The sequence below is a fragment of the Arthrobacter sp. FB24 genome, from assembly GCF_000196235.1.
In the GTDB taxonomy this organism is placed as follows: Bacteria; Actinomycetota; Actinomycetes; order Actinomycetales; family Micrococcaceae; genus Arthrobacter.
Genome location: NC_008541.1, coordinates 1,026,634 through 1,047,483 on the forward strand (window position 1 = coordinate 1,026,634; position 20,850 = coordinate 1,047,483).

Sequence of the window (20,850 nt, forward strand, 5' to 3'; positions counted from 1 at the left end):
TTACTTTCCTTGGTACGCGCGGAGGATGGTGGCAAGATCGGTCTGCTTTTCCACCGAGGTCAGTAGCCATTGCATGGCGGGAGCCTGCCAAAAGCTGATGTTCCAGGTACGGGCGACCATCACGTGGAAGAGGGTGGTGCAGCATGGGACCAGGATCCGCCATCTTCCGGGAAGAACGAGGGCGAGGGGCAGGGCGAGCAATTCGAGGAAGGGAATTGCCCGGGTAATGACTCGAACGGGCCGGGCAAATCTCTCTTGGGCAAATGGGTGGCCGTCAGATGCCCCTAAATGGGAGTGGTAGATGTGATTCGCATCGCCGCGCCGGACCCAGGCGTCGAAGCCGTGGACCAGTTTGGACAGGCCAGCCTGGGTGTAGGGCAAATACAGAGCCACACGTGACACTGAGAGCGGCAAGTTGGCGAGCCGCGGGTCGGTCGTTGCGGAGTGGGGCCACTGGCCTACGGCAAGGACCGCCTCGATAAACGTGTCATAGGGCCACCGTCCCGGAAGCGACCGGGCATCCGCGGCACGAGTTCCAAGAAAGACCCCCAGGGCTGCCCGCCGGAGCCAGGAAGAGTGCTTTGAATCGGGACTCTTGCATAGCTCGCTCGCTGCTGCTGCCAGGAGCAAGCCGGCCGCTATTCGTTCAGCCCCCGGGACGTAGCGGGAAGTGGAATCACGGTCCGAATTCTCGGCCGGAGGATCGAGGGCAGCTTTGTAGTCCTGCATAGCAGCCGGGCCTGGTCGTAACGTAACTGCCACTGCAGCGACGATCCACAATGCGGCAGTGCGTGCCTGCCGCAAACTTGCTGGCTTACTGCGCATCTGATGGAACATAGGTATACACGACTTCCCTTTCTTCGGGCATTCCCCGCACAGTGGTCTCCACCCAGATTTCCATCCTGGCTAGGGGAACGTTGGGAAGATTTGCGGGGGCTCTAACCTCGTCAAATGGCCTCCACCGATCGCTGCGCAGTCTGCGGAGAATCCTTTGGCACAGGACTTGTTTCGGATGGTCCCCGTCACCCATGAAAACGTCTGCGAACACTGCCCCGGCCCGGAAGAACTGGGTCGGAATGCAGTTTGCGGGCCCGCAGGCCACTACCGTTCCGTCTGACAGGTGGAATTCGACGGCGAAACGGGAGAGTCGGTCGCCGAACTTCGCATTGAACATGTTGTTTGATGCGATGGGCCAGAAGTTCCTGTTGGCAACGGTCGACGCCAGTGATGCGACGGTAAACGCCCCGGCCAGTGCCACCAGTGCCTTGCCGCTGTTGACGTCAGGTGCACGCAGCACAGTGGATGTTCCTGGCGAAGTCTTCAAATTCCGAGGACAGCTCCAGTGAGTCAAAGACCAGTCGCCGACCATCAAGCTGCGTCGAGCCGGTGAGCAGATAGCGGAACACTTCCATGGCGGCAATGGACGCCACGATGGAGTTAAGGGGGCCGAAGCTGGGCGCCTGGTAGGCCGAGTTGAAATTTGTCGTAGTGAGGGATGCCGTGGAGTTCGTCCGCCCGTCGTTATCTGTTGCCGCGCACAGCAGGCATGGCGTTTCACCCGGCCTGACGACCGGCCCCACCACTCCACGCGTGTCCTGGTATCCGGCGCAGGTAAACGGAGTTCCGGAGATAATGGACGCTTCGTTGGACCACTCGAGCACTTCCTGGGGAGTATCGGCGGAAACAACCACGAAGTCTGAATCGTGAAAGATTGGCAGGAGGTCGTCAACGCCTGAGATCATTGACGGGACTTCGATGGTGTTGATGCCGGGAGCTCGAAGCGAAAGATTCTTTGCGGCCGCTTCGATCTTCGATTTGCCGACGTCTTGGGCAGTGAAGAGATACTGCCGGGTGAGGTTGCTTTCCTCGACGGAATCTCCGTCCACCAGCACGATGGAACCGACCCCTGCCGTCGCGAGCTGCATGGCCACGTTGGTTCCGATGCCGCCGACGCCGATGAGCGCTACCGTTCGTGCGCGGAGCAAGTCACTGGCTCCCGGTCCTGTGCCGTGAGCAAGCGCGAAGTACAGATCATGGCGGCTGTATTGCCCTGAAAGGTCGATCCTGTAGGGCACCAAAATCTCGGCGTCGATGAGTTCCTCAACGATTTGCCCGGAGCTTTCGCCAAGCAGTAGTTGGGCCTCGTTGCCCAGTTCATCGAGTGTCCGCGGTTGCGATGCAAATCCAAGCAATTCCGCCAGCCCGTCTGGTGCGTCTTCAATTTCGATTGCATTGGGTGGCGCCAATCCGATGTGCACGGAGGTGTCTGTTGTGACGACGGGAAGCGACTGCTTGAGGGAGTAGGTCGTGGCTGCCAATTCTTGCCTCCAATTAGGAGTGGGGACCACGCAATGCGTGGTCCCCACTAATTTTTATTTGTTCAGTTGAACACGAAGTTCAGCTTGGAACGGCGCTTGGTCAGTCGCTTGAGCTTCAGCACGTGGATCACTCCTCTTGGTTTATCAATTTGTTGGACGGATTGAATCTACGACATCTGTCACAAGCTTGACAAGTCTGTTGACTAGAAATTCTTTGGACGCCGATTCGTGTTACAAAAGTAGGTTGGATGGCGTATAGAGTCGTGTGCATGTTAGAACTTGTTGTCCCGGATGCATCCTTCTACCCGTCGTTTGCCGAGTCTCACCGCGAGTGGGACGGCGCCCACCAGGACGGTGCCGGCCTGTTGCCAGACGACGATGTCACCAGCCCGGAGGGGTTCGCTGACTGGGTCCGAAGACTCTCGCGTGCTGAACGGGCTGCCGAGGCGGGCGGCATTGTTCCTTGCACCTATCGCTGGATCGCGGAGGGCTCACGGTATGTGGGGGCAATTGCCTTCCGCCACTACCTCACGCCGGCCCTCCTGAACTCGGGCGGGCATATCGGATACGGGGTCCGGCCGTCAGACCGTGGGCGGGGGGCGGCGTCGTGGGCCCTGCAGGAAGTGTGTGCCCGTTTGGCTGCGCAGGAAGAGCCTGACCGCGTTCTCCTGACCTGCGATGATGCAAATGCAGCGTCAGCCAGGACTATCGAGCGTTGCGGGGGCCTGCTCGAGGACGTGAGGGTGGGCGGGAACGGGCGGCCATTTAGGCGCTACTGGATTGATGTGGCGCGGTCCTAAGCCATACCGGGCTGGTGCGATTCCCAGCTAGAGCAGCCGCGCCAGGGAGAGCCCCACGGTCCTGCCGGTGAAGAGGCAGCCGCCCAGGAACGTGCCTTCCAGTGCGTTGTAGCCGTGGGCCCCGCCGCCGCCGAACCCCGCTGCCTCGCCTGCAGCGTAGAGGCCGGGGATGCGCGCGCCGTCCTGCGACAAAGCCTGACCAGTAAGGTCCGTCTGGATGCCGCCCAGGGTTTTGCGGGTCAAAACATGGAGCCTCACGGCAATCAACGGGCCCGCGCTAGGGTCCAGGATCCGGTGCGGTTTGACCGTGCGGAACAGCCTGTCGCCCAGGAAGCGGCGGCTGTTGCGGATGCCCAGGATCTGAGTGTCCTTGGAATAGGGGTTGCGGATCTCAGCGTCCCGTTCCTCAATCTGCCGGCGCAACCCGGAGTAGTCCAGCAACGGCTCCGAGGTGAGGCCGTTCATCCCGTGGACCAGATCCTCCAGGCTGTCCGCCACCACAAAGTCGGCGCCGTGCTCTTTGAATGCCTCGATGGGGGCTGCGGCGCCGCGGCCCAAACGCGAGCGAAGCAACATCTTCAGGTCCCGGTTGGTGATGTCCGGGTTCTGCTCGGAGCCGGAGAGGGCGAACTCCTTTTCGATAATTCGTTGGTTCAGGATGAACCAGGAGTGGCTGTACTGCTGGATATCTGGTGTGGTCCTCAGCAGTCGCAGGGTTCCCAGGGTGTCGTAACCGGGCAGCCCGGGGGAGGGAAGCCGCCGGCCCAGCGCGTCGAACCACAGGGACGACGGCCCGGGCAGGATCCGGATGGCATGGTCCGGCCAGACGGGGTTCCAGTTCTGGATGCCCTCGGTGTAGTGCCACATGCGGTCACGGTTCACCAGCCGGACGCCTGCCTGGTCGGCGATGTCCAGCATCCGCCCGTCAACGTGCCGGGGTACCCCGGTGATCATCTTCGCGGGCGGCGTCCCCAGCTGCTGGGGCCACCACCGGCGCACCAGCTTGTGGTCGCCGCCGATCCCGCCACTCGCGATCACCACGGCCTGCGCACGCAGCTCAAACTCCCCAGCAGCGGTCCGGTTCGAGGCAACGCCGCGCGGCGAAGCGTCGGGTGCCAGCACGGTGCCGCGCACCCCGGTGACCGTGCCGCCGTCGAACGTTAACCCGTCCACCCGGTGCCGGAAGTGGAACGTCACCCGTCCCGTTCCGGAAGCCTCCCGGGCCAGCCGCGCAAAGGGTTCGGAGACCCCGGTGCCCGTTCCCCACGGGACATGGAAGCGGGGGACGGAGTTGCCGTGGCCGCCGGCGCGGCCGTCGCCGCGTTCGGCCCAGCCCACCAGAGGGGTAAACGTGATGCCGTGCTCCTGCAGCCAGGAGCGTTTCTCCCCGGCGGCGAACTCGGCGTACGCGCGGCCCCACTGCTGCGCCCACTCGTCCTCCGGAAGTGGGCCGCCCAGCCGGTCCCACTGGGCCGAGCCCTGCCAGTCCTGCCATGCCAGCTCGAAGGAATCCTTCACGCCCAGGCGTCGCTGCATGGGGGTGTCCACCAGGAACAGCCCGCCGAGGGACCAGAAGGCCTGGCCGCCGAGGTTGGCTGCGTTCTCCTGGTCCAGGATCGCCACCCGCTTGCCGGCCCGAACCAGCTCATTGCTGGCCACCAGCCCGGCCAGCCCGCCGCCGATGATGATGACATCCGCGTCCATCAGAAAACCGCCCTGGTTGAAGGTAAGTGAGAGTTCAGCATCAACCTACAGGAGCAGGCTTCGTCAGGCGGTAGCAACGACGGCGGGAGGCGGCTGATCGGGAGCTTGCACGACTAATAGGGCTGCGCAGATGTGGAGAGCATGATCGCGGCCGTCGCCACCGTCACCGCCAGGGCGGCGAGGGTGGTTGCCCATGTCAGTACGGAGCGTTCGCCGTAGTGGATAAGGCTGACCAGTCCGAGTGCCGTTGCCGCCGCTGCGGGCGCTATGCACGCCTGGCCGAGGGCCATCCAGACCCAGATGCCGGATGGATCTGCCGTCACCGGCAGGAGGACGATCCAGGCCGCAAGTGTCGCCAGGGCGGTGAGGCCGGCGAAGAGCAGGCTCCACCGCCCGGAGGCCGAGCGGGGTGTGACTGCGAGGTGCATGTCGTCCGCCTAGGGGTGGGGTGTGAACGTGCTGATCAGGACGGCGAGATCGAAGAAGGCCAGCTGCCCCGGTCCGGCCACCAAAGCGATCACCGTGAGCACCGACCGGTCTTGGTAACTGACGATTGCCGCCAGCGCAAGGGCTGGGCCGGCCATCACCGTCGCCGGAGTCAGGACGGCCCACGGGCTGAACCCAAGGATCAAGAAGCTTGCCAGGAACGCGGCGGCCCACCATCCTGCGGGGGTTGTGGGCAGGAAGCGGATACGTGCTCCGGCGGCGCGGAAAGCCGCGAGGGTGCCGAGCACTGCCGCGGTGATGGCGGCGACGGTGCCGGCGGACAAGAACATCTCGGGGTTCCTGTCTGTCGGCAGGGCCGCCAGCCCCAGTGCCAGCAGGGCGGCCGTGAGCGCCGCGAGGGCCCAATAGCCGAGCCGGGTGCGGACAACCCGGTGCCCCCGTGCCTGGGATGCGATCGCGGCGGCAGCGCTAAGTGTGAATCCGGCGACGACAGCTGCCGACCATACCCCCAACGAGGCAGGAGGAGGCCCGGCGGGGAGCAGGGCGACGGTGAGGGCTGCAATGAAGAGCCCCACGGCCGTTCGGGTGAGCCAGGCAACCGGGACGGCGGGCCGGGCAGTGACGGAAGGCTGGATCGGAACTGCCATTCGAGGCTCCTGACGCTTTGGCAGGTTCGCCTGTGCGACGGCGAATATGGGGGGTAACAGCGGTTGTGTGGCGTCCTGGTTTCAGTGCGGCCGGCTCTTGCTCGTTCTGGAGCACGCGCGCCCGTACCTCAGAGGATGGCCTTACGGCTCGGCCGGAACTAGGGCTCAAAGTCCCGTACCAGCCGGCGCTTTCTCAACGAGGGCTTGGCTCACGGGTTTTAGGGACGGATCCACGGCGCGGCAGGTGCCGTGTGGCTAGTTTGGGTCCGGGTTCCCCGGCCGCCGGTGCCGGTGATGCAGCTCGTAGCTGTCGAACACATCGGCGGAGGTGGTTCCTGCGTGGCCGAATTTGCCTCGGAGGACGTCTGCCAGTCCGTCGAGCGCCGCGTGGAGCATGCGGCCGGCGAACTGGAGTTCAGGGCTCTCGCTGAGCTGGGCCTGGGATGCCAGCTGCTGGGCGTAGGCCACCGTGGCGGGCAGTGAGCCGCGCTGCTCAATTTCACGGAAGTAGTAGGTCTCATGGAAGGCAAGCAGGTCTATGCTCACCGAAGCCACGTTTCCGGCCATTGCCTCCAACAGTCCGGCAGCGTGACCGGGGTCCAGCGCCAGGACACCTGCCGGACCTGCAGCCTCCCGGAACAGGGTCAGCTGGTGGGCAAGGGCGCGCCGGCGGTTCAGGGCGGGGAACGTCTGCAGGATCCAGGTGACCGTTGCTGTCAGCAAGCCGAAACCGGTGACGGCCTGGAGTGCAACAACCAGCCTGAGCACCGGATGTGCTGCCACGATGTCGCCGAACCCAACGGTGGAAAGAGTGACCAGGGAGATGTAGAGGGCTTCGGCGAAGTCGGCCCGCAGCGGAACCCCGGCTCCGTAAATAAAACCGTCCGTCAGGTGGGGCAGGTAGAGCAGGGCCCAGCCGATGGCCGCCAGGCCTGCCCACGCGCCGATGACAGCCGCCATCGCCAGGGGCGCCGCGATGAATGAGCCCCGGCCCCGGAGTTTTCTGGACACCAGCCAGAACCCGCGCATGATCGCCCGGCCCAGGGGACCGGAACCGTGCGGGTACAGGAGTGTGCGAAAGACGTCGACGAGCATCAGCAGAACCAGCCCCGCGCCCAAAACTGTCCAGAGCGTGTCCTCGAAGTCCATGCCTCATCTTAGAGGCGGGTGCTTCCTGGGGAGCAGTCGCACCGCAGCTCGAACTCCTCAACAGTGTCCCGGTTCGAGGCAACGCCGCGCTCCTGCAGCCAGGAGCGTTTCTTCAACGTACAGGACCGTTCGTCGTAAAGTCCCTACCGCTTGGCGCGCTAATAGTACGTTTACTGATGATCTGGGCACATGATGGCTGGAGGCAACGGGCAGTGGGGGGTCTTTGCCTCTGGATCGATCCGACATCGACGTCTTCGACACGCAAGGGAAGCAAACATGGGCTGGCTTGACCGTGACCGCACCATCGCCCCGCCTGGATTCAACCGCTGGCTGGTACCGCCCGCGGCGCTCGCCGTCCACCTCTGCATCGGCCAGGCCTATGCCACCAGCGTCTACAAGACGGCGCTGGTCAAGCACTTCGGGGCCAGCCTGACGGAGATCGGCGTGATCTTCTCCATCGCCATCGTGATGCTGGGCCTCTCGGCCGCGATCATGGGCACGTGGGTGGACAGGAACGGCCCCCGCAAGGCGATGTTCACCTCGGCCATGTTCTGGGCCAGCGGATTCCTGATCGGTTCGGTGGGCATCTTCACCCACCAGCTGTGGCTCGTGTACCTCGGCTACGGCGTAGTGGGCGGAATCGGCTTGGGCATCGGCTACATCTCGCCCGTGTCCACCCTGATCAAGTGGTTCCCGGACCGCCCCGGACTCGCGACCGGCATGGCCATCATGGGCTTCGGCGGCGGCGCGCTGATCGCCAGCCCCGTCTCCACCGCGCTGCTCAAGCTGTACGATCCCAACTCCGGCGCCAAGGGCTGGGTGGCCAGCGGCGATTCGGTGGGCAAGCTCTTCCTGACGCTCGCCGTCGTCTACCTCGCCTACATGCTCTTCGGCGCCCTCACCATCCGGGTCCCGGCCGAAGGCTGGCGCCCCGCGGGATTCGACCCCGCCAAGGTCAAGGCCGCCAAGCTGGTCACCACCGAGAACGTCTCGGCTAAGAACGCGATCAAGACCCCGCAGTTCTGGCTGGTGTGGGTGGCGCTGTTCTGCAACGTCACCGCGGGCATCGGCATCCTGGAACAGGCAGCGCCCATGATCCAGGACTTCTTCCGAAAGTCCGACGGCGTGTCCCTGGTCAGTGCCGGCGTCGCCGCCGGCTTTGTGGGGCTGCTTTCCATCGGCAACATGGCCGGGCGCTTCGCCTGGTCCGCCACTTCCGACGTCACGGGCCGCAAGCGCATCTACATGGTGTACCTGGGCGTGGGCGCCGTGCTCTACACGGTGCTTGCGCTGGCTGGATCCAGCACCACCGTCCTGTATGTGGCGCTGGCGTTCTTCATCATCTCCTTCTACGGCGGCGGATTCGCCACGGCACCGGCCTACCTGCGGGACCTCTTTGGCACCTTCCAAGTGGGCGCCATCCACGGCCGGCTGCTGACCGCCTGGTCCGCCGCCGGCGTGGCCGGGCCGCTGATTGTCAACGCGTTCCTGGACGCGCAGGGCAAACCCGGACAGCTGAACGCGGCGTCCTACCAGCCGGCGCTGCTGACCATGGTGGCGCTGCTGGTGGTCGGCTTCGTCGCCAATCTGCTGGTCAAACCGGTGGACGCACGGTTCCACGAACTCCGCACCGACCGCCGTCGGCCCGAACCTGCCTTGGAGGCCTGAGATGAACACCCAAAACACCGGCGGCGCACAGACGCCCGTCACATCGTCCACCGGCATGCTCATCCTCGCGTGGGCCCTGGTGGGGATACCGCTGCTCTACGGAGTTTTTGTCACGCTGACCGGCGTCGCGGCGCTGTTCGGGTGAGGGTTTAGGCCGGAACGACGTCAAGGGGGAACGTTGTGGGCAGTGGATCACCGCCGAATGGAAGGGCCCTGCCGCGCTGGGCCAGAACCGCCGTCGTCATATACCTCTCGGTGACGTTCGCCGTTGTTGTGGCTGCGCTGCTTGGCAGAGTCCTCGCCCTGGGTTTGGATCCCGGGTTCAAGGAGGGCCTGCTGCTCGCCCTGGTGGTTCTGACCCTGCCCGTTTCTTTCGCGTATTTCGTCGTCGGGACTTTTGACTCCGGGGGTGGACTGGGCCTGACTACGGTTCTCTACTATCTCGGATACGTCCTCCTTGCGGCGGTCAACGCGGGTGTCTTCCGATGGATTGTCCTCAGCGTCCGGAGGCGGGCGCTGGTTCGGGCCGGCAGCGCGTCGGGCGCCTCATCTGAGAATCCGCGGTTGACGCTGCGCGGGATAACCCCGGACGTCACAAAGCTCTGGTGGGCCGTGCCGCTGGCGGTTCTGCTGAGTCTTCCTCAGTGGGTGGTGGCGAGTTTTGCCTGGTGCGGGGTCAGCGGTTGCAGCGGCGGAGGTTTCGGAGTGGCCACGGGGTCCGAGTGGATCGCGGTCACTCTGAGTATCGTCAACGGTGTCATTCTGGCAGCGGCCGTGTTCGCAGTGCGCTGGCTGTATCCCACCCGGAAACGTGCCCTCGTTGCCCTGGCGGCCGGGACACTGTTCGGTCTGCTGGGCGCTGCAGTCACCCACGGGTAGCGTGCTGCAACTGCGTCCGCCGTTGGCTGTGAGAGGCCGCTACCGCGCGGCGGAGTCCGGCACCGGACGCGCCGGAGCCGCCGAACCCGCCGGACCCCAGGAGGCGAGGAGGGCGAGGCCCGCGGCCACCGCGGTGCTCAGTACCACTGCTCCCAGCCAGAGCGAGACGGGCCAGCGGATCGCGTCCGTTACCGCGAACGCCACGAGCTGTCCCGTCCACAGGACAGCCGCGATTCCTCCCGTGACGGCCGGCAGCCGCCTGCGCAGCCAGGTCTCCGGAAGCCGGGCCAGCAGCAGGTCAGCCGCGACGGCGGCAATGGTGGCGCCTGCGGCTCCAGCAATGGAATACGTGCGGAATCCCAGCATCGCGACGGGCAGCCACGCTGCAGCGGCCACCAACATGGTGACAACCCCGCGGGCCGGACGCTGCGCCACGGAAAGCATGAAGAGGAAGGGGGCGATGATCAGCAAGGTGGTCAGCAGGTAGCTGGCCAGGGTGACGACTACCGGCAGCTCCGACTGGACGCGCCCGGGGCTGCCGACCGGCGTCGGAACAAAGAGGGCCGTTGGCCCCGGCCGGACGAAGGCGGAGACGTAAATGAGGAAGAACGCTCCCAGCCCGGTCATCAGTACGACGGCGAACAGCGCCGCCGGGGTCAGGGCCGGGGAACCGTCGGGGCTGGCCGAATGACTGGCCCGGGCGCTGCGGACCGCGGTACCGAGGATGAGGAAGAGGCTGAAGCCCAGCAGCAGGTGGGTGGGGCTGACCAGGGCGTCCAGCGAGACCTCGATGCCCAGGAGCTCGTGCCACAGCAGGTCCAGGCCGCCGGCTGTGGCAAAGAGAATGAGCCCCACTACGGTTCCCCGGTAGCCGGGCGGGATGGCCTGCACCAGCGGTTGCCCCGGCTCCCGGTTCCGGAAGATCACGACGGCGGTCCACGCCGCCGTCGCCAGCATGCCGGAGTAGAGGGCAGCGTGCCACGGGGTGAAGAACGTCTCCAGGCTGGGCAGGTTCAGGTGCGCCCAGCCGTCCAGGAAGACGGCCAGCACCAGCCACAGGCCCAGGAGTTCGGTGACCAGGTCGCGGCGTCCGTGGGTCCTGGTGTTGCGTGCAGTTTCGAGCATCGTTGGCCGCTTCCGGGAATTGTTCGGTGAGGGGATGGCGCCTAAACCTGAGATGTCCTGTCAGCGGCGGGCCGCTTCCACAGCGCGGTAGCGAGGACAATTACCCAGAGCAGGAATGCCCCGATGCTGATCCGCTCGCTGATACCCAGCACGAGGTTGGGCCCCGGGGCCGCCATGAATGCCACCATGCCCATGACCGCAGAAGCCGCGAGCGAGACGATCGAATACGCGCGCATCCGGCCGTGGAACCCCGCAGCCACGAAACACATTGCCGCGACCATAAGGGCAAGCTGAATGTTGGTGACGAGGATATGCATGGGAACGGAAGCATTGTCCCCCAGTGTCAGCGGGTAGAGGGCGCCCATGATGTTCCACAGCCCGTACGCGGTGAGCAGGCCACCGCTGATGCGCAGGGCACGGTTGCCGCGCACGGAGTTCCAGACGCCCACCCCGAACGCGGTGAACAGCACCGTGTAGAGCCACGTGAAGGGCAGCAGGACGTCCCGGCCGGGGGAGCCGACTGCGAAGAGTTCGCTCACCATCTGTTCGGTGCGGCGGTACCCGTCCCACATGGACGCAGCCAGGCCATCTGTGGCGATCACGTAGAGCAGCGAAGACAGCGCTCCTGAAGCGAGGAGGGCCTTGCGAGTCACATCACGGCGCTGACTTCCCGGCATCAGGGCCCGCCTGCGCAGCGGGAGTCGGCGCTTGTCGATTGACATGTCCGGATGTCCTCAGAGCCGCGGTCTGGCAAAGGCTCGGTGCAGGGGCCCGCGGGCGTCCGCCCCAGCGCCTAACGATTTAAGCTTTGGCCCGGATGGCGGGCGTCGCTAGGGCCGAACGGCCTTGGCCTGCTGCCCCGCGGCTTGTCCGGGGTGACTGGGATAGGCTCCCATGGGACCTGAACAGGCATTGCTTGGGACCGCGACAAGCATCAACTGCAAAGGCTGGGAAATACCTTGGACCTACTGGGCGGCCTAAGCCGCGACGAACTCCGCAACTTTTGTTGGATTGCGGCCGCCGTCTTCGCGCTTGTGGCCGGCCTCTGGCGTTGGCGCAGGCTCCATTGGACTGCGCTTGGAGCAGTCCTGCTCTTCGCGGCCCTCAACGCGGGTGCAGGGATCTACGTCCTGAACACTTTCCGTGATTCGCGCTGGTCGGCGGGGGGAGAGCCGCCGTTGAGCGCCCCGTCGTTTTCCGAGACGCCCATTGTGGGGCAGTACTTTGGCCCCCTGGACTCAGCCCTGCAGGGAATGGTCGGCGGGGTGAACGATTTCCTGGCGTTCAAGCAGGCGCTTCCCGTAGCCCTGGACTTCCTTGCCACGTCCGGCTGGGCCTTGCTGCTCTCGTTCCCGCTTGCCGTTCTTGCCGCGGTCATCAGTCTCGCCATGGCCAGGCGCCGAGCGGCGGAATTCGAAAACTACCGCACCAAGGTGGACCTGCTCGAAGATGAGCTTGAGCAGGTCAAGCGGCACATCTCTGCATCGTCGAGTAGCACCCACGGCCCACCTGTATCCTGAGAAGGCAGGTTGAATGGCTCCAGCGGCCGTCAACCGAGCTCGGTTCGCGGCCGGATGACGGTCCGGAACCTTGGACCGCAGCCATCCACGTCGTGGAATCACCGCCGCAATCGTCAGTCGCCGATCGGCTCCTCTGACGCTTGGAATGGATCTTTATCACAACCGACACGCCAGCTCCCGTGGGCATCCCGACGCCGGTCCCCAAGCCCGCGCGCACAACCGCGGTCGTTGAGCGAGCCGTCGTGGCCTGGGCCGAGGCCGGTGAGAACATGACCGCGCGGTGGCGTTCGGCGAACGGCCGGCCGGCGCCGACGCGCGTCGAAGTGGTCTCCGACTCCCTCACGGCCGATGATGCGAACCGGATGGCATCACAGGGCATCGCGATGCTCTGGCAAGGCGACTTCCACAACGCACGGCAGATCCTCAACGCCATGGACCGTCGTATAGGCGCGGGAAAGAAAGAGACCGCAGCAACTCCGGCCGAAAAGTTCTATCGGCACCGCCAGTCCGCCTCGCACCGTGCACGCATCCTCGGGCTCCTGCTGATTCCGCTTGATCCGGGCCCGGTGGTGCCGCTGCGCCGCGCACCGGACATCCGGCAGGCCGCCGCTGGAGCGTACGGTGACATCGGCGAACCCTCCGTTGTATCCCTGCATGAGCTTGTCGGGGCCATCGGCGCCCACGAGTGGCGGCGTAATGGCGTCTACGTCGATGCCCTGGAGGGCCGCATCCACCCGCACTATGGCACGTTCTTCCCCACCCGGAGCGAGTATGTGGATCTCGTCGCTGCCGCTGCGCTGCCTTCTGACACGCTGGCGTTCGACGTCGGAACAGGCACCGGGGTGCTCGCCGCCGTCCTCGCGCGCCGTGGCGTCCGCAGCGTGGTGGCGACGGACAATGAACCGCGTGCAATCGCCTGCGCCGCTGAGAATTTCCGGAACCTCGGTGTCCAAGACCGGGCTGAGGCCGTCCTGACCGACATGTTCCCGCCCGGGCGGGCGCCGCTCATCGTGTGCAACCCGCCATGGATTCCGGCCACCCCGCATTCCTCCCTGGACAGCGCAGTCTACGACCCCGGCAGCAGAATGCTGTTCCGCTTCCTGAACGAACTCTCCGACCATCTTGAGCCGGGCGGGGAGGGCTGGCTTGTCCTCTCCGACCTGGCCGAGCACCTTGGCCTGCGGTCGCGTGGGGATCTGCTGGCCGCCATCGAGGCGGCCGGGCTGAAGGTTGTGGAACGGCTCGACACCAAGCCAACGCATCCGAAGGCATCGGACCGGGACGATCCCCTGTTCGAAGCGCGCACGGCCGAGGTCACCTCCCTGTGGCGGCTTGTTCCCCGATAGTCAGAACCTTCCGCCGTCGGGAATCACGACGGCGGCCCGCTCGCGGCGCCCGGTCCGTCCAACAGGGCGCTGGTGCTGCTCTGGGGCACCAGCACGTGGACGGCGTTGCGCTGGACGGTGAAGTCGGCTGGCGTGATGGTGGCGATCTCGCCGTCGAGATTCACCGGCAGCGGCGGATCGGTGACCAGCCGAACGTGCCGGCTTGTCAGGTGGTACACCTTGTCGTGCTCGATGAAGCTTCCATCCTTCAGCAGCCTTGCGATGCTCACGTGCTCCCGGAGCGGACCCGCCAGGATGGCGTAGATGTCCAGGAGGTGGTCATCGATCCCGGCGGTGGGGGAGACCGTGTTGCCGCCGCCGTAATGCCGGCCGTTGCCGACCGCCACCTGAAGCAGGTCTTCCAGTTCCATCGGCTCGTGGTCGCCCTCGGGGAACTCGAGGCGGGCCCGGAACGGCTTGTGCCGGGCATAGGCCCGCAGCGTGGCGATGCTGTATGCCAATGGTCCGATGTACCGCTTCAAGCGGGGGCTCAGAGCCTCCGTCACAGCCACGGACAGGCCCACGGACGCGACGTTGAGGAACGGCTCACCGTTGGCCCGGCCGAGGTCAATATCCACCACCTTTCCTTCGGCGACGGTTGCGCACGCCTCGACAATGTTGTTCCGTATCTCCAGCGTGCGGGCGAAGTCGTTCGCGGTGCCCAGCGGAAGGACGCCAAGCACAACGTTGGTGCCGGCAACCCGGCCGGCGGCGCAGGACACGGTCCCGTCGCCGCCGCCGACAACCACCAGGTCGTGCCCGTCCGCAAGCACCCGGTCAAGTGTCCCGGCCAGGTCTGCCCCGGACAGGATGTGGTTCACGGCGGTGATGGGCACGCCTGCCTTTTTCATCGCGTCCACCGCAAGTTCGCCTGCAGCACCTCGGCGTGATCCGGCGTTGATGACGACGGCGGCAGAGCGGGCGTCCCGGGCGGCTTTCATGTGGGCCATGTTAGGCGGCGGACCTGTGGGTTTCCTATGGCGGGAACTACATCCGAGGCACTCAGTCGTAGTCGTTCGGCCCGCGACGCCGGGGACCTTGGACTCTACCCCCGGACGCCGGCACGGGCGTCCGATGGAACCATGACAGCTGGAACCGAACCCCGCACGCAGGCTGGTCCGTCCCGGGGCCAGACGAGGGTGCCCGGATTGCTGTGTAGCCCTCACAGGTCAGGTTCGGCGCGGCACGGTTCGGCAAGGCAGTGAAAGGAAAGACAGATGGCCAGTACCGGTTCATTCTTGATTGTTGTCGGTTTTGACGGTTCCGAATATTCCCAGGCTGCACTGGACTGGGCCATGGATGAGGCCCGGCAGCGCAATGGCCAGCTCCGCCTGGTCACAGCCTGGCATAAGCCGCCGATGGCGTGGTATCCGGCTGTTCTGGAAACGGCGGCAGGTGAGATTGCGGCCGAAGACTCTCCGGAGCAAGTCGCACGGACCCGCCAGGGTGAGGCGCTGAAGTCCGCCGCAGACGGAGGCGTGACCGCGGCTGGAGAGCTAGTAGACACGCCTTCCCCTGCTTCGGCAATTCTGGACGCTGCCAAAGACGCGGACCTTATTGTCGTCGGGTCCCGGGGCCATGGGGGATTTCCGGGCTTGCACCTGGGCTCGGTCTCTACCCAGGTTGTCACCCACGCTCAATGTCCTGTCCTGGTGGTTCACCCCAAAGCGTGATCCTTCCGGCGTTCCGGGACGGCCGGCGGCGGAACTCGTAAAAGCCGTGGCACCACCGGCACCGTTAGGAACGCCGGAATCCCCGGGAAAATTGGCTCTTGCGCCACCGGAAAACTAGGCGTAACACTGTTAATACGTTCTTCGAAAGAAGGACGGGAACGAACAACAGGGAACCCTGGAACACACTGTGGATCTGATCCACGTGGTCTGCCGATGACGAGGCAGGAAGAACCAGAATTCCCGCAAGTTCGGGAGATGATGTTCGTCATAACGGAATCAAAACAGTCGAAGCCCCTCAGCATTGCTGGTGGGGCTTCCCCTATTTTGCGTTCGGCGGCGGCGAGGCCGCGCCGCCGTGGCGGCTTCTTCCCCGCTACCCCGCCACCGCCGCCTTCGCCTCCTGCTTGGCCTGCATCCATTCGCTCATCCACGGCGCCCGCACGCTCGACGTGATGCGGCAGTCGGCCACGAAAGTTCCGTTGGCGCCTGCGTCGATCCAGTCCTGAAGCGCGGAAAGGTCCGCCAGTGAGCGGATGATCGCCGACTCAGCCCCCAAAGCACGGGCGACGCCGCTGAAGTCCACTTCGGGGATCAGCATGGGCTTTTCGGTCAGGCCCTGGGAACCGTACTGGTGGATCTCCGCTCCGTAGGCGGCGTCGTTGTAAATCACGACGACGGCGCTGCTCGCCGCGCCGATCAGCGACTCGAGGTCGGACAGGCCCATTAGGAAACCGCCGTCGCCGGAGGCCAGCACCAGGGTGCGGCCGTCCTCCACTGCGCGGGCTGCCCCGACGGCGCTGGCAAGGCCCAGCCCGATGGTCTGGAAGGCGGTGCCCACCATCACCAGGTCCTGCGGCCGCGGGATGTTCCAGTACATGGGGGCCCAGCCGAGGAAGTGCCCGCCGTCCTGGACCACGGTGCGTCGCTCGGGCAGCACGGCGTCCAGCGCGATGGCAAGGGAACGAGGGTCCAGCCGGCCATCCGCGGTCTCGTCGGAGCCGGGGTGGTGGGCCGGTCCTTCGGCCAGGCGTTTGCGGGCTTCCGCGCGCCAGGCTTCTGCTGAAGCCTCGCCGTCGAGCAGTTGGAGGATGCGTCCCGTAGCGGACTTCACGTCCGCGCTGACGAACGTGTCCACCCGGGGGTGCGTGGGCTGCAGGGCGGTGTCGATCTGGATGACGGTGCTGTCCGGGCCGAGCAGGTGCCCGAACCGCATGGTGAAGGGGCTCAGGCTTGCCCCGGCTACCAGGACCACATCGGCCTCACCCATGAGCCCGGCAGCGGTGTCGGTGCCGAAACCGCCGGCGACGCCCAAGTACCCCTCGCCTTTGAGGAGGTTGAGCGCCAGGGCGGTTCCGGCGGTCAGTGCGCCGAGGCGGTCGGCGAGTTCCCGGAGCTCCGGGCCGGCGCCGGCGAGGTGCGCACCGCGGCCGGCGAGGATCAGCGGCCGCTTCGCCCGGGCGAGCAGGCGGGCTACCTGCCCAAGGCCGCCGTCGACGTCGTCCATCACCGCTGCTGCCAGCGGCGCGGGAAGCTCCTCGTCCGCAGCTTCGAGGGCAGCGAGGTCGTAGGGGATGGCAATCACGACGGCGGTGCGTTTGGTGAGTGCGTATTCCACCGCCTGCTGGGTGATGGAGCCCGCGGCGTCGCGGGTGACGGTGAAGGTCGCGGCGCCGAGTCCTGCGGCGATTGCCGCCTGGTCCACGTCCCAGGGCCGGGCGCCGCTGGTGGGGGCGTCGCCGGTAACCAGCACGACGGGGATTTGCGCCTGGACGGCCTCCGCGAGGGCAGTGAGTGCGTTGGTGTAGCCGGGGCCGTAGGTGGTGGTGCCCGCTGCGAGGCGTCCTGACGTCCGGTAGTAGGCGTCGGCCGCAGCGATGGCGGCGCCTTCATGGCGGACGGCGGAGAAGCGGAGGCCCAGCTTTTCCGCCGCGTCCAGGAAGTAGACATTTCCGTTGCCCATCACGCCGAAGACATCGCTGAGATAGCTGCTGAGAACCTGTGCCACGCGGCCGGAGACGGTAGATGAAGTCATGCAGGAATCATGTGGGCTAAGTCACCGATCGGCAAGAGAGCGCGTTTCTGGTGGGATATTTGGCAACCAAAGCGGGTCTCGGGTGAAAATATGCCCACTTGTGGCGTGCGTCACCCGGCTTAGGTGGAAGGGCGGGATTCCTGCTCCGACAGCCTGCTGATGAGGCCGTCGTAGCGGGGCGGCATGAGTTCAAGGATGGAGATGGCCGTGCTGGTCCGCTGGATCCCGTCGATCTCCAGGATCTGGTTGGTGATGCGGTAGAGGTCCGCCGTGCCGCGTGCCACCACCTTGGCCATGAGGTCCGCGTCGCCGGTGGTGGCGTGCACCTCGATGACCTCCGGGATCGCGGCCAGCCCGTCTTCCACCGAACCTGTCCGGGTCTGGCTGATGGACAGTGAGAGGAAGGCCATCAGGTCATAGCCAAGCGCGGCGGGATCCAGCCTCCGGCTGAAGGAGCGGAGGGCGCCGCTGCGCTCGAGCCGTGCCAGCCGGGCATGGATGGTGTTGCGTGCGACGCCGAGCGTCCGGGAGAGCGCCAGGGCGCTGGCTTCGGGATCCTTGTCCAGGGCCAGGATGATCCTGCCGTCGAGGGAATCGAGGGTGCGAGAGTTCGCGATGGTCATATTTTCACCACACACAGTAGAAGTTGAGCAGAAGTCCCAATGGGATGAGCGTATCTTGCATTGTGGGCAGGGTCACAACATGATCGTTCCTCATGACCCCTGAACAACTCCTGGCCGAACCCGAAACCGCGCTTCCCGCCCTGCGCGGCGCGGTGGCCGGACTTCCGCCGTACGTCCCGGGCCGGCGCAGTGCCGGCGCGGACGTTGCAGCCCTCGCCAGCAACGAAAGCCACTACGAGCCCCTGCCTGCTGCCGCCGCTGCGGTGGCCGCAGCGGCCGGTACCATGAACCGCTACCCGGACAGTGCCGCCGTCGAACTCCGTGAACGGCTCGCCGGGCACCTGGGCGTCACGGCCGGAGAGGTTGCCGTGGGACCCGGCAGCGTGGGCGTCCTCCAGCAGATCATCACCGGACTGTGCGACGCCGGGGATGAAGTGATCTTCGCGTGGCGCTCGTTTGAGGCCTACCCCATCCTGGTTGAGCTGGCAGGCGCCCGGCCGGTCCGCATCCCGCTGGACGGCGCTGAGGGCCACGACCTCGATGCCATGGCCGCGGCGGTCACTGCCCGTACGAAGGTGATCCTGCTCTGTACCCCCAACAATCCCACCGGCGTCCCGATCAGCCATGACCGGATCGAGGCCTTCCTTCGATCCGTCCGCTCGGACATCCTCGTGGTGATCGACGAGGCCTATGTGGAATACGCCGAAGCGGGCAGCGGCCCCGATTCCCTGGCGCTGTACCGCAGGTACCCCAACGTCTGCATCCTGCGCACCTTCTCGAAGGCGTACGGGCTCGCCGGCCTGCGCGTGGGATACGCCGTGGCCGCGCCGGATATCGCCGAGGGACTGCGTCGGACCGCCCTTCCCTTCTCCGTGAGCGCGCTGGCCCAGAAGGCGGCCATCGCGTCGCTGGACGCGGGGGAGGAGATGGAAGCGCGGGTGGCCACGGTCAGGCAGGAGCGCGCCCGGATGGCCGCGCAGCTGGAAACCCAGGGCTGGAAACTGCAGGCGAGCCAGGGCAACTTCCTGTGGATCCGGGCGGACGAGGGCCTCCGGGCGAGGCTGGTGGACGCGTTTGACGCCGCCGGCGTCATGGTCCGGGCGTACCAGGGCGACGGCGTGCGGATCACCGTTGCCGATCCTGCGTCCAACGACCGCGTGCTCCGACTTTTGGCAGTGCACGCGGCCTCGACGATCGACTGACCTGAAAATTCAATCCGTTCCACCTACAACCAGAGGACTCCCCATGGAACAACAGACAAAGACGTCTGGCCGCGCACTGGGCGCGGCACTCAAACCCCGCCAGCTCACCATGATGGGGCTCGGAAGCGCCATCGGCGCGGGCCTCTTCATCGGCTCCGGCGCCGGCATCCAGGCTGCCGGGCCGGCCGTGCTGATCTCCTACCTCGTGGCCGGCACCCTCATCATCCTGGTGATGTGGGCCCTCGGCGAAATGGCCGCCGCCAACCCGGACAGCGGCGCCTTCTCCGTCTACACGGCAAAGGCCTACGGGCCGGTGGCCGGCGCCACCGTGGGATGGCTGTGGTGGATCCAGCTCGTGGTGGTCATCGCAGCTGAGGCGCTGGGGGCGGCGGGCCTGCTGGCCACCATCTTCCCGGCCCTGCCGGTGTGGCTGATGGCCTTCGTGTTCATCGTGGTGCTCACCGCCGTAAACCTCACCAGCGTGAAGAACTTCGGCGAGTTCGAGTTCTGGTTCGCCCTGCTCAAGGTGGCGGCCATCGTCGGGTTCCTGCTGGTGGGCGCTGCCCTGCTCTTCGGCTGGCTGCCGGGCGTGCAGTCGCCGGGCCTGTCCAACTTCACCGGAGCCGGCTTCGCACCCAGCGGTTTTGCCGGGATTGCCACAGCCCTGTTCGTGGTGGCTTTCGCGTTCGGCGGCACCGAGATCGTCTCCGTGGCGGCAGCTGAGACCGCCGAGCCTGCCCGCAGCGTGAAGAAGGCAGTCCGCACTGTGCTGTGGCGCATCCTGGTCTTCTACATCGGTGCAATCTTCGTGATCGCGGCGGTTGTTCCCGTGGGTTCGGCGGGGCTGAAGAGCCCGTTCGCCGCGGTGCTGGACGCGGCCGGCATGCCCGGCGCGGCCACCGCCATCACCCTGGTGGCCGTCGCGGCACTGCTCTCCGCCCTCAACGCCAACCTCTACGGTGCGTCACGGATGGCGTACTCCCTCGCGGAGCGGGGTGGAGCACCACGCGTGCTTGCCTCGGTGTCCAAGGCGCGTGTCCCGGTTGTTGCCGTCCTGGCCAGCGTCGCGTTCGGCGTTGTCACGGTTGTGCTGGAGCTGGCTTTCCCCGAGATGGTTCTGCCCGTGCTGCTTAACATCGTGGGTTCCACGTGCCTGCTGGTGTGGACGTCCGCGCTCCTCGCGCAGCTCGCGCTGCGCCTCCGTGCCGACCGCGAGGGGACGGAGCTTCCCCTGCGGATGCCCGGCTTCCCGTGGCTGACGGGCTTTGGCCTGCTCATCCTCGCGGCGATCTTCACAGTGGGCTTCATCGGCGAGGACTCACGTCCCCAGCTCCTGAGCACGTTCGCACTCGTGGCGCTGATGGCGGTGGCGAACTGGCTGCACCAGCGGAACGGGAAGGCTGCGCCGGTTGTCGAGTCTTCGGAGAGTGCCAAGGAGCCGGTGCTCGTCGACTAGAGATGCAGCAAGCCTTCGCAACTTCTTTGTGCAAAGCACCTGACAAGCGGCCGGCATCGTGCATCACAACGCCGGCCGCTTTGCAGAGGGAGAGGACCGATTCTAAGACGGACGCTGACCGGAAGGCGCTCATCATCCTGCAGGGTTTGTCAGGGGTGTCTCTTACGCTTCAGTCCAATAAGAGGGCTATGCGGAGTCAAGGGGTAAGCCGTTGGAACTGTA

20 protein-coding genes are annotated in these 20,850 nt (G+C 65.9%); 9 read left to right on the forward strand and 11 right to left on the reverse strand.

Going from position 1 to position 20,850, the window contains the following annotated elements; genetic code table 11:
- On the reverse strand, positions 1–729 hold the full coding sequence (locus tag ARTH_RS04865) for a hypothetical protein (protein WP_232223583.1): 729 nt from the start codon (positions 727–729) through the stop codon (positions 1–3).
- Between the two features lie 551 nt (positions 730–1,280).
- On the reverse strand, positions 1,281–2,318 hold the full coding sequence (locus ARTH_RS04875) for a TOMM precursor leader peptide-binding protein (protein ID WP_156810615.1): 1,038 nt from the start codon (positions 2,316–2,318) through the stop codon (positions 1,281–1,283).
- Between the two features lie 269 nt (positions 2,319–2,587).
- On the opposite strand from ARTH_RS04875, the gene ARTH_RS04880 reads away from it, so the two are divergent.
- Entirely contained in the window at positions 2,588–3,118 is a 531-nt protein-coding gene (locus ARTH_RS04880) for a GNAT family N-acetyltransferase (RefSeq protein ID WP_043429453.1), read from the forward strand.
- A 27-nt stretch (positions 3,119–3,145) separates the two neighbouring features.
- Here ARTH_RS04880 and ARTH_RS04885 read toward each other — a convergent pair whose 3' ends face one another.
- The 4 genes from ARTH_RS04885 to ARTH_RS04900 form a co-directional block, all read right to left on the reverse strand.
- Positions 3,146–4,822 carry an FAD-binding dehydrogenase gene (locus ARTH_RS04885; protein WP_011690821.1) on the reverse strand — a complete coding sequence of 559 codons (1,677 nt, stop codon included), beginning with the start codon at positions 4,820–4,822 and terminating at the stop codon, positions 3,146–3,148.
- Between the two features lie 113 nt (positions 4,823–4,935).
- On the reverse strand, positions 4,936–5,250 hold the full coding sequence (locus ARTH_RS04890; protein WP_011690822.1) for a hypothetical protein: 315 nt from the start codon (positions 5,248–5,250) through the stop codon (positions 4,936–4,938).
- Positions 5,251–5,259: 9 nt separating this feature from the next.
- The gene (locus ARTH_RS04895) at positions 5,260–5,916 is read right to left on the reverse strand and encodes a hypothetical protein (RefSeq protein WP_011690823.1); all 657 of its coding nucleotides are present in this window, start codon (positions 5,914–5,916) and stop codon (positions 5,260–5,262) included.
- Between the two features lie 255 nt (positions 5,917–6,171).
- Positions 6,172–7,065, reverse strand: a complete 894-nt coding sequence (locus ARTH_RS04900) for a potassium channel family protein (protein ID WP_011690824.1) — start codon at positions 7,063–7,065, stop codon at positions 6,172–6,174.
- Positions 7,066–7,341: 276 nt separating this feature from the next.
- On the opposite strand from ARTH_RS04900, the gene ARTH_RS04905 reads away from it, so the two are divergent.
- The 3 genes from ARTH_RS04905 to ARTH_RS04910 are packed head-to-tail and all read left to right on the forward strand — an operon-like array spanning position 7,342 to position 9,612.
- Positions 7,342–8,733, forward strand: a complete 1,392-nt coding sequence (locus ARTH_RS04905; protein ID WP_011690825.1) for an OFA family MFS transporter — start codon at positions 7,342–7,344, stop codon at positions 8,731–8,733.
- Between the two features lies 1 nt (position 8,734).
- Complete coding sequence (locus tag ARTH_RS24050) at positions 8,735–8,878, forward strand: MFS transporter small subunit (RefSeq protein ID WP_198011534.1); 144 nt, start codon at positions 8,735–8,737, stop codon at positions 8,876–8,878.
- Between the two features lie 35 nt (positions 8,879–8,913).
- Positions 8,914–9,612, forward strand: a complete 699-nt coding sequence (locus ARTH_RS04910) for a hypothetical protein (protein ID WP_011690826.1) — start codon at positions 8,914–8,916, stop codon at positions 9,610–9,612.
- A gap of 39 nt (positions 9,613–9,651) precedes the next feature.
- On the opposite strand, the gene ARTH_RS04915 is transcribed toward ARTH_RS04910, so the two are convergent.
- Positions 9,652–10,737 carry a hypothetical protein gene (locus ARTH_RS04915; RefSeq protein WP_011690827.1) on the reverse strand — a complete coding sequence of 362 codons (1,086 nt, stop codon included), beginning with the start codon at positions 10,735–10,737 and terminating at the stop codon, positions 9,652–9,654.
- 41 nt (positions 10,738–10,778) lie between these two features.
- Positions 10,779–11,459 (reverse strand): DUF998 domain-containing protein, encoded by a 681-nt coding sequence (locus ARTH_RS04920; RefSeq protein WP_011690828.1) that lies wholly within the window; start codon positions 11,457–11,459, stop codon positions 10,779–10,781.
- A 237-nt stretch (positions 11,460–11,696) separates the two neighbouring features.
- On the opposite strand from ARTH_RS04920, the gene ARTH_RS04925 reads away from it, so the two are divergent.
- Positions 11,697–12,257: a hypothetical protein gene (locus ARTH_RS04925; RefSeq protein WP_011690829.1), complete on the forward strand. Its 561-nt coding sequence runs from the start codon at positions 11,697–11,699 to the stop codon at positions 12,255–12,257.
- A 269-nt stretch (positions 12,258–12,526) separates the two neighbouring features.
- Positions 12,527–13,603 (forward strand): N5-glutamine methyltransferase family protein, encoded by a 1,077-nt coding sequence (locus ARTH_RS04930; protein ID WP_011690830.1) that lies wholly within the window; start codon positions 12,527–12,529, stop codon positions 13,601–13,603.
- A 23-nt stretch (positions 13,604–13,626) separates the two neighbouring features.
- Here the strand turns inward: ARTH_RS04930 and ARTH_RS04935 are convergent, their stop codons facing one another.
- Positions 13,627–14,583 carry a lipid kinase gene (locus tag ARTH_RS04935; RefSeq protein ID WP_043430382.1) on the reverse strand — a complete coding sequence of 319 codons (957 nt, stop codon included), beginning with the start codon at positions 14,581–14,583 and terminating at the stop codon, positions 13,627–13,629.
- Positions 14,584–14,859: 276 nt separating this feature from the next.
- On the opposite strand from ARTH_RS04935, the gene ARTH_RS04940 reads away from it, so the two are divergent.
- Positions 14,860–15,315: a universal stress protein gene (locus tag ARTH_RS04940; protein ID WP_011690832.1), complete on the forward strand. Its 456-nt coding sequence runs from the start codon at positions 14,860–14,862 to the stop codon at positions 15,313–15,315.
- A gap of 373 nt (positions 15,316–15,688) precedes the next feature.
- Here the strand turns inward: ARTH_RS04940 and ARTH_RS04945 are convergent, their stop codons facing one another.
- Both ARTH_RS04945 and ARTH_RS04950 read right to left on the reverse strand, forming a co-directional pair.
- A complete protein-coding gene (locus tag ARTH_RS04945; RefSeq protein ID WP_011690833.1) occupies positions 15,689–17,347 on the reverse strand; it encodes a thiamine pyrophosphate-binding protein in 1,659 nt (552 codons plus the stop codon).
- 119 nt (positions 17,348–17,466) lie between these two features.
- Entirely contained in the window at positions 17,467–17,970 is a 504-nt protein-coding gene (locus ARTH_RS04950) for an Lrp/AsnC family transcriptional regulator (protein WP_011690834.1), read from the reverse strand.
- A gap of 92 nt (positions 17,971–18,062) precedes the next feature.
- Between ARTH_RS04950 and hisC the strand changes: the two genes are divergently transcribed.
- Complete coding sequence (hisC, locus tag ARTH_RS04955; RefSeq protein ID WP_011690835.1) at positions 18,063–19,172, forward strand: histidinol-phosphate transaminase; 1,110 nt, start codon at positions 18,063–18,065, stop codon at positions 19,170–19,172.
- Between the two features lie 43 nt (positions 19,173–19,215).
- Complete coding sequence (locus ARTH_RS04960; RefSeq protein WP_011690836.1) at positions 19,216–20,628, forward strand: amino acid permease; 1,413 nt, start codon at positions 19,216–19,218, stop codon at positions 20,626–20,628.
- Positions 20,629–20,850: the final 222 nt, after the last annotated feature.

Bases quoted from the DNA above. Each gene is read 5' to 3' on its own strand.
- ARTH_RS04865 (WP_232223583.1), bottom strand. From the start codon at position 729: ATGCAGGACTACAAAGCTGCCCTCGATCCTCCGGCCGAGAATTCGGAC.
- ARTH_RS04880 (WP_043429453.1), top strand. From the start codon at position 2,588: ATGTTAGAACTTGTTGTCCCGGATGCATCCTTCTACCCGTCGTTTGCC.
- ARTH_RS04885 (WP_011690821.1), bottom strand. From the start codon at position 4,822: ATGGACGCGGATGTCATCATCATCGGCGGCGGGCTGGCCGGGCTGGTG.
- ARTH_RS04890 (WP_011690822.1), bottom strand. From the start codon at position 5,250: ATGCACCTCGCAGTCACACCCCGCTCGGCCTCCGGGCGGTGGAGCCTG.
- ARTH_RS04895 (WP_011690823.1), bottom strand. From the start codon at position 5,916: ATGGCAGTTCCGATCCAGCCTTCCGTCACTGCCCGGCCCGCCGTCCCG.
- ARTH_RS04900 (WP_011690824.1), bottom strand. From the start codon at position 7,065: ATGGACTTCGAGGACACGCTCTGGACAGTTTTGGGCGCGGGGCTGGTT.
- ARTH_RS04905 (WP_011690825.1), top strand. From the start codon at position 7,342: ATGGGCTGGCTTGACCGTGACCGCACCATCGCCCCGCCTGGATTCAAC.
- ARTH_RS24050 (WP_198011534.1), top strand. From the start codon at position 8,735: ATGAACACCCAAAACACCGGCGGCGCACAGACGCCCGTCACATCGTCC.
- ARTH_RS04915 (WP_011690827.1), bottom strand. From the start codon at position 10,737: ATGCTCGAAACTGCACGCAACACCAGGACCCACGGACGCCGCGACCTG.
- ARTH_RS04920 (WP_011690828.1), bottom strand. From the start codon at position 11,459: ATGTCAATCGACAAGCGCCGACTCCCGCTGCGCAGGCGGGCCCTGATG.
- ARTH_RS04930 (WP_011690830.1), top strand. From the start codon at position 12,527: ATGACCGCGCGGTGGCGTTCGGCGAACGGCCGGCCGGCGCCGACGCGC.
- ARTH_RS04935 (WP_043430382.1), bottom strand. From the start codon at position 14,583: ATGAAAGCCGCCCGGGACGCCCGCTCTGCCGCCGTCGTCATCAACGCC.
- ARTH_RS04940 (WP_011690832.1), top strand. From the start codon at position 14,860: ATGGCCAGTACCGGTTCATTCTTGATTGTTGTCGGTTTTGACGGTTCC.
- ARTH_RS04945 (WP_011690833.1), bottom strand. From the start codon at position 17,347: ATGACTTCATCTACCGTCTCCGGCCGCGTGGCACAGGTTCTCAGCAGC.
- ARTH_RS04950 (WP_011690834.1), bottom strand. From the start codon at position 17,970: ATGACCATCGCGAACTCTCGCACCCTCGATTCCCTCGACGGCAGGATC.
- hisC (WP_011690835.1), top strand. From the start codon at position 18,063: ATGACCCCTGAACAACTCCTGGCCGAACCCGAAACCGCGCTTCCCGCC.
- ARTH_RS04960 (WP_011690836.1), top strand. From the start codon at position 19,216: ATGGAACAACAGACAAAGACGTCTGGCCGCGCACTGGGCGCGGCACTC.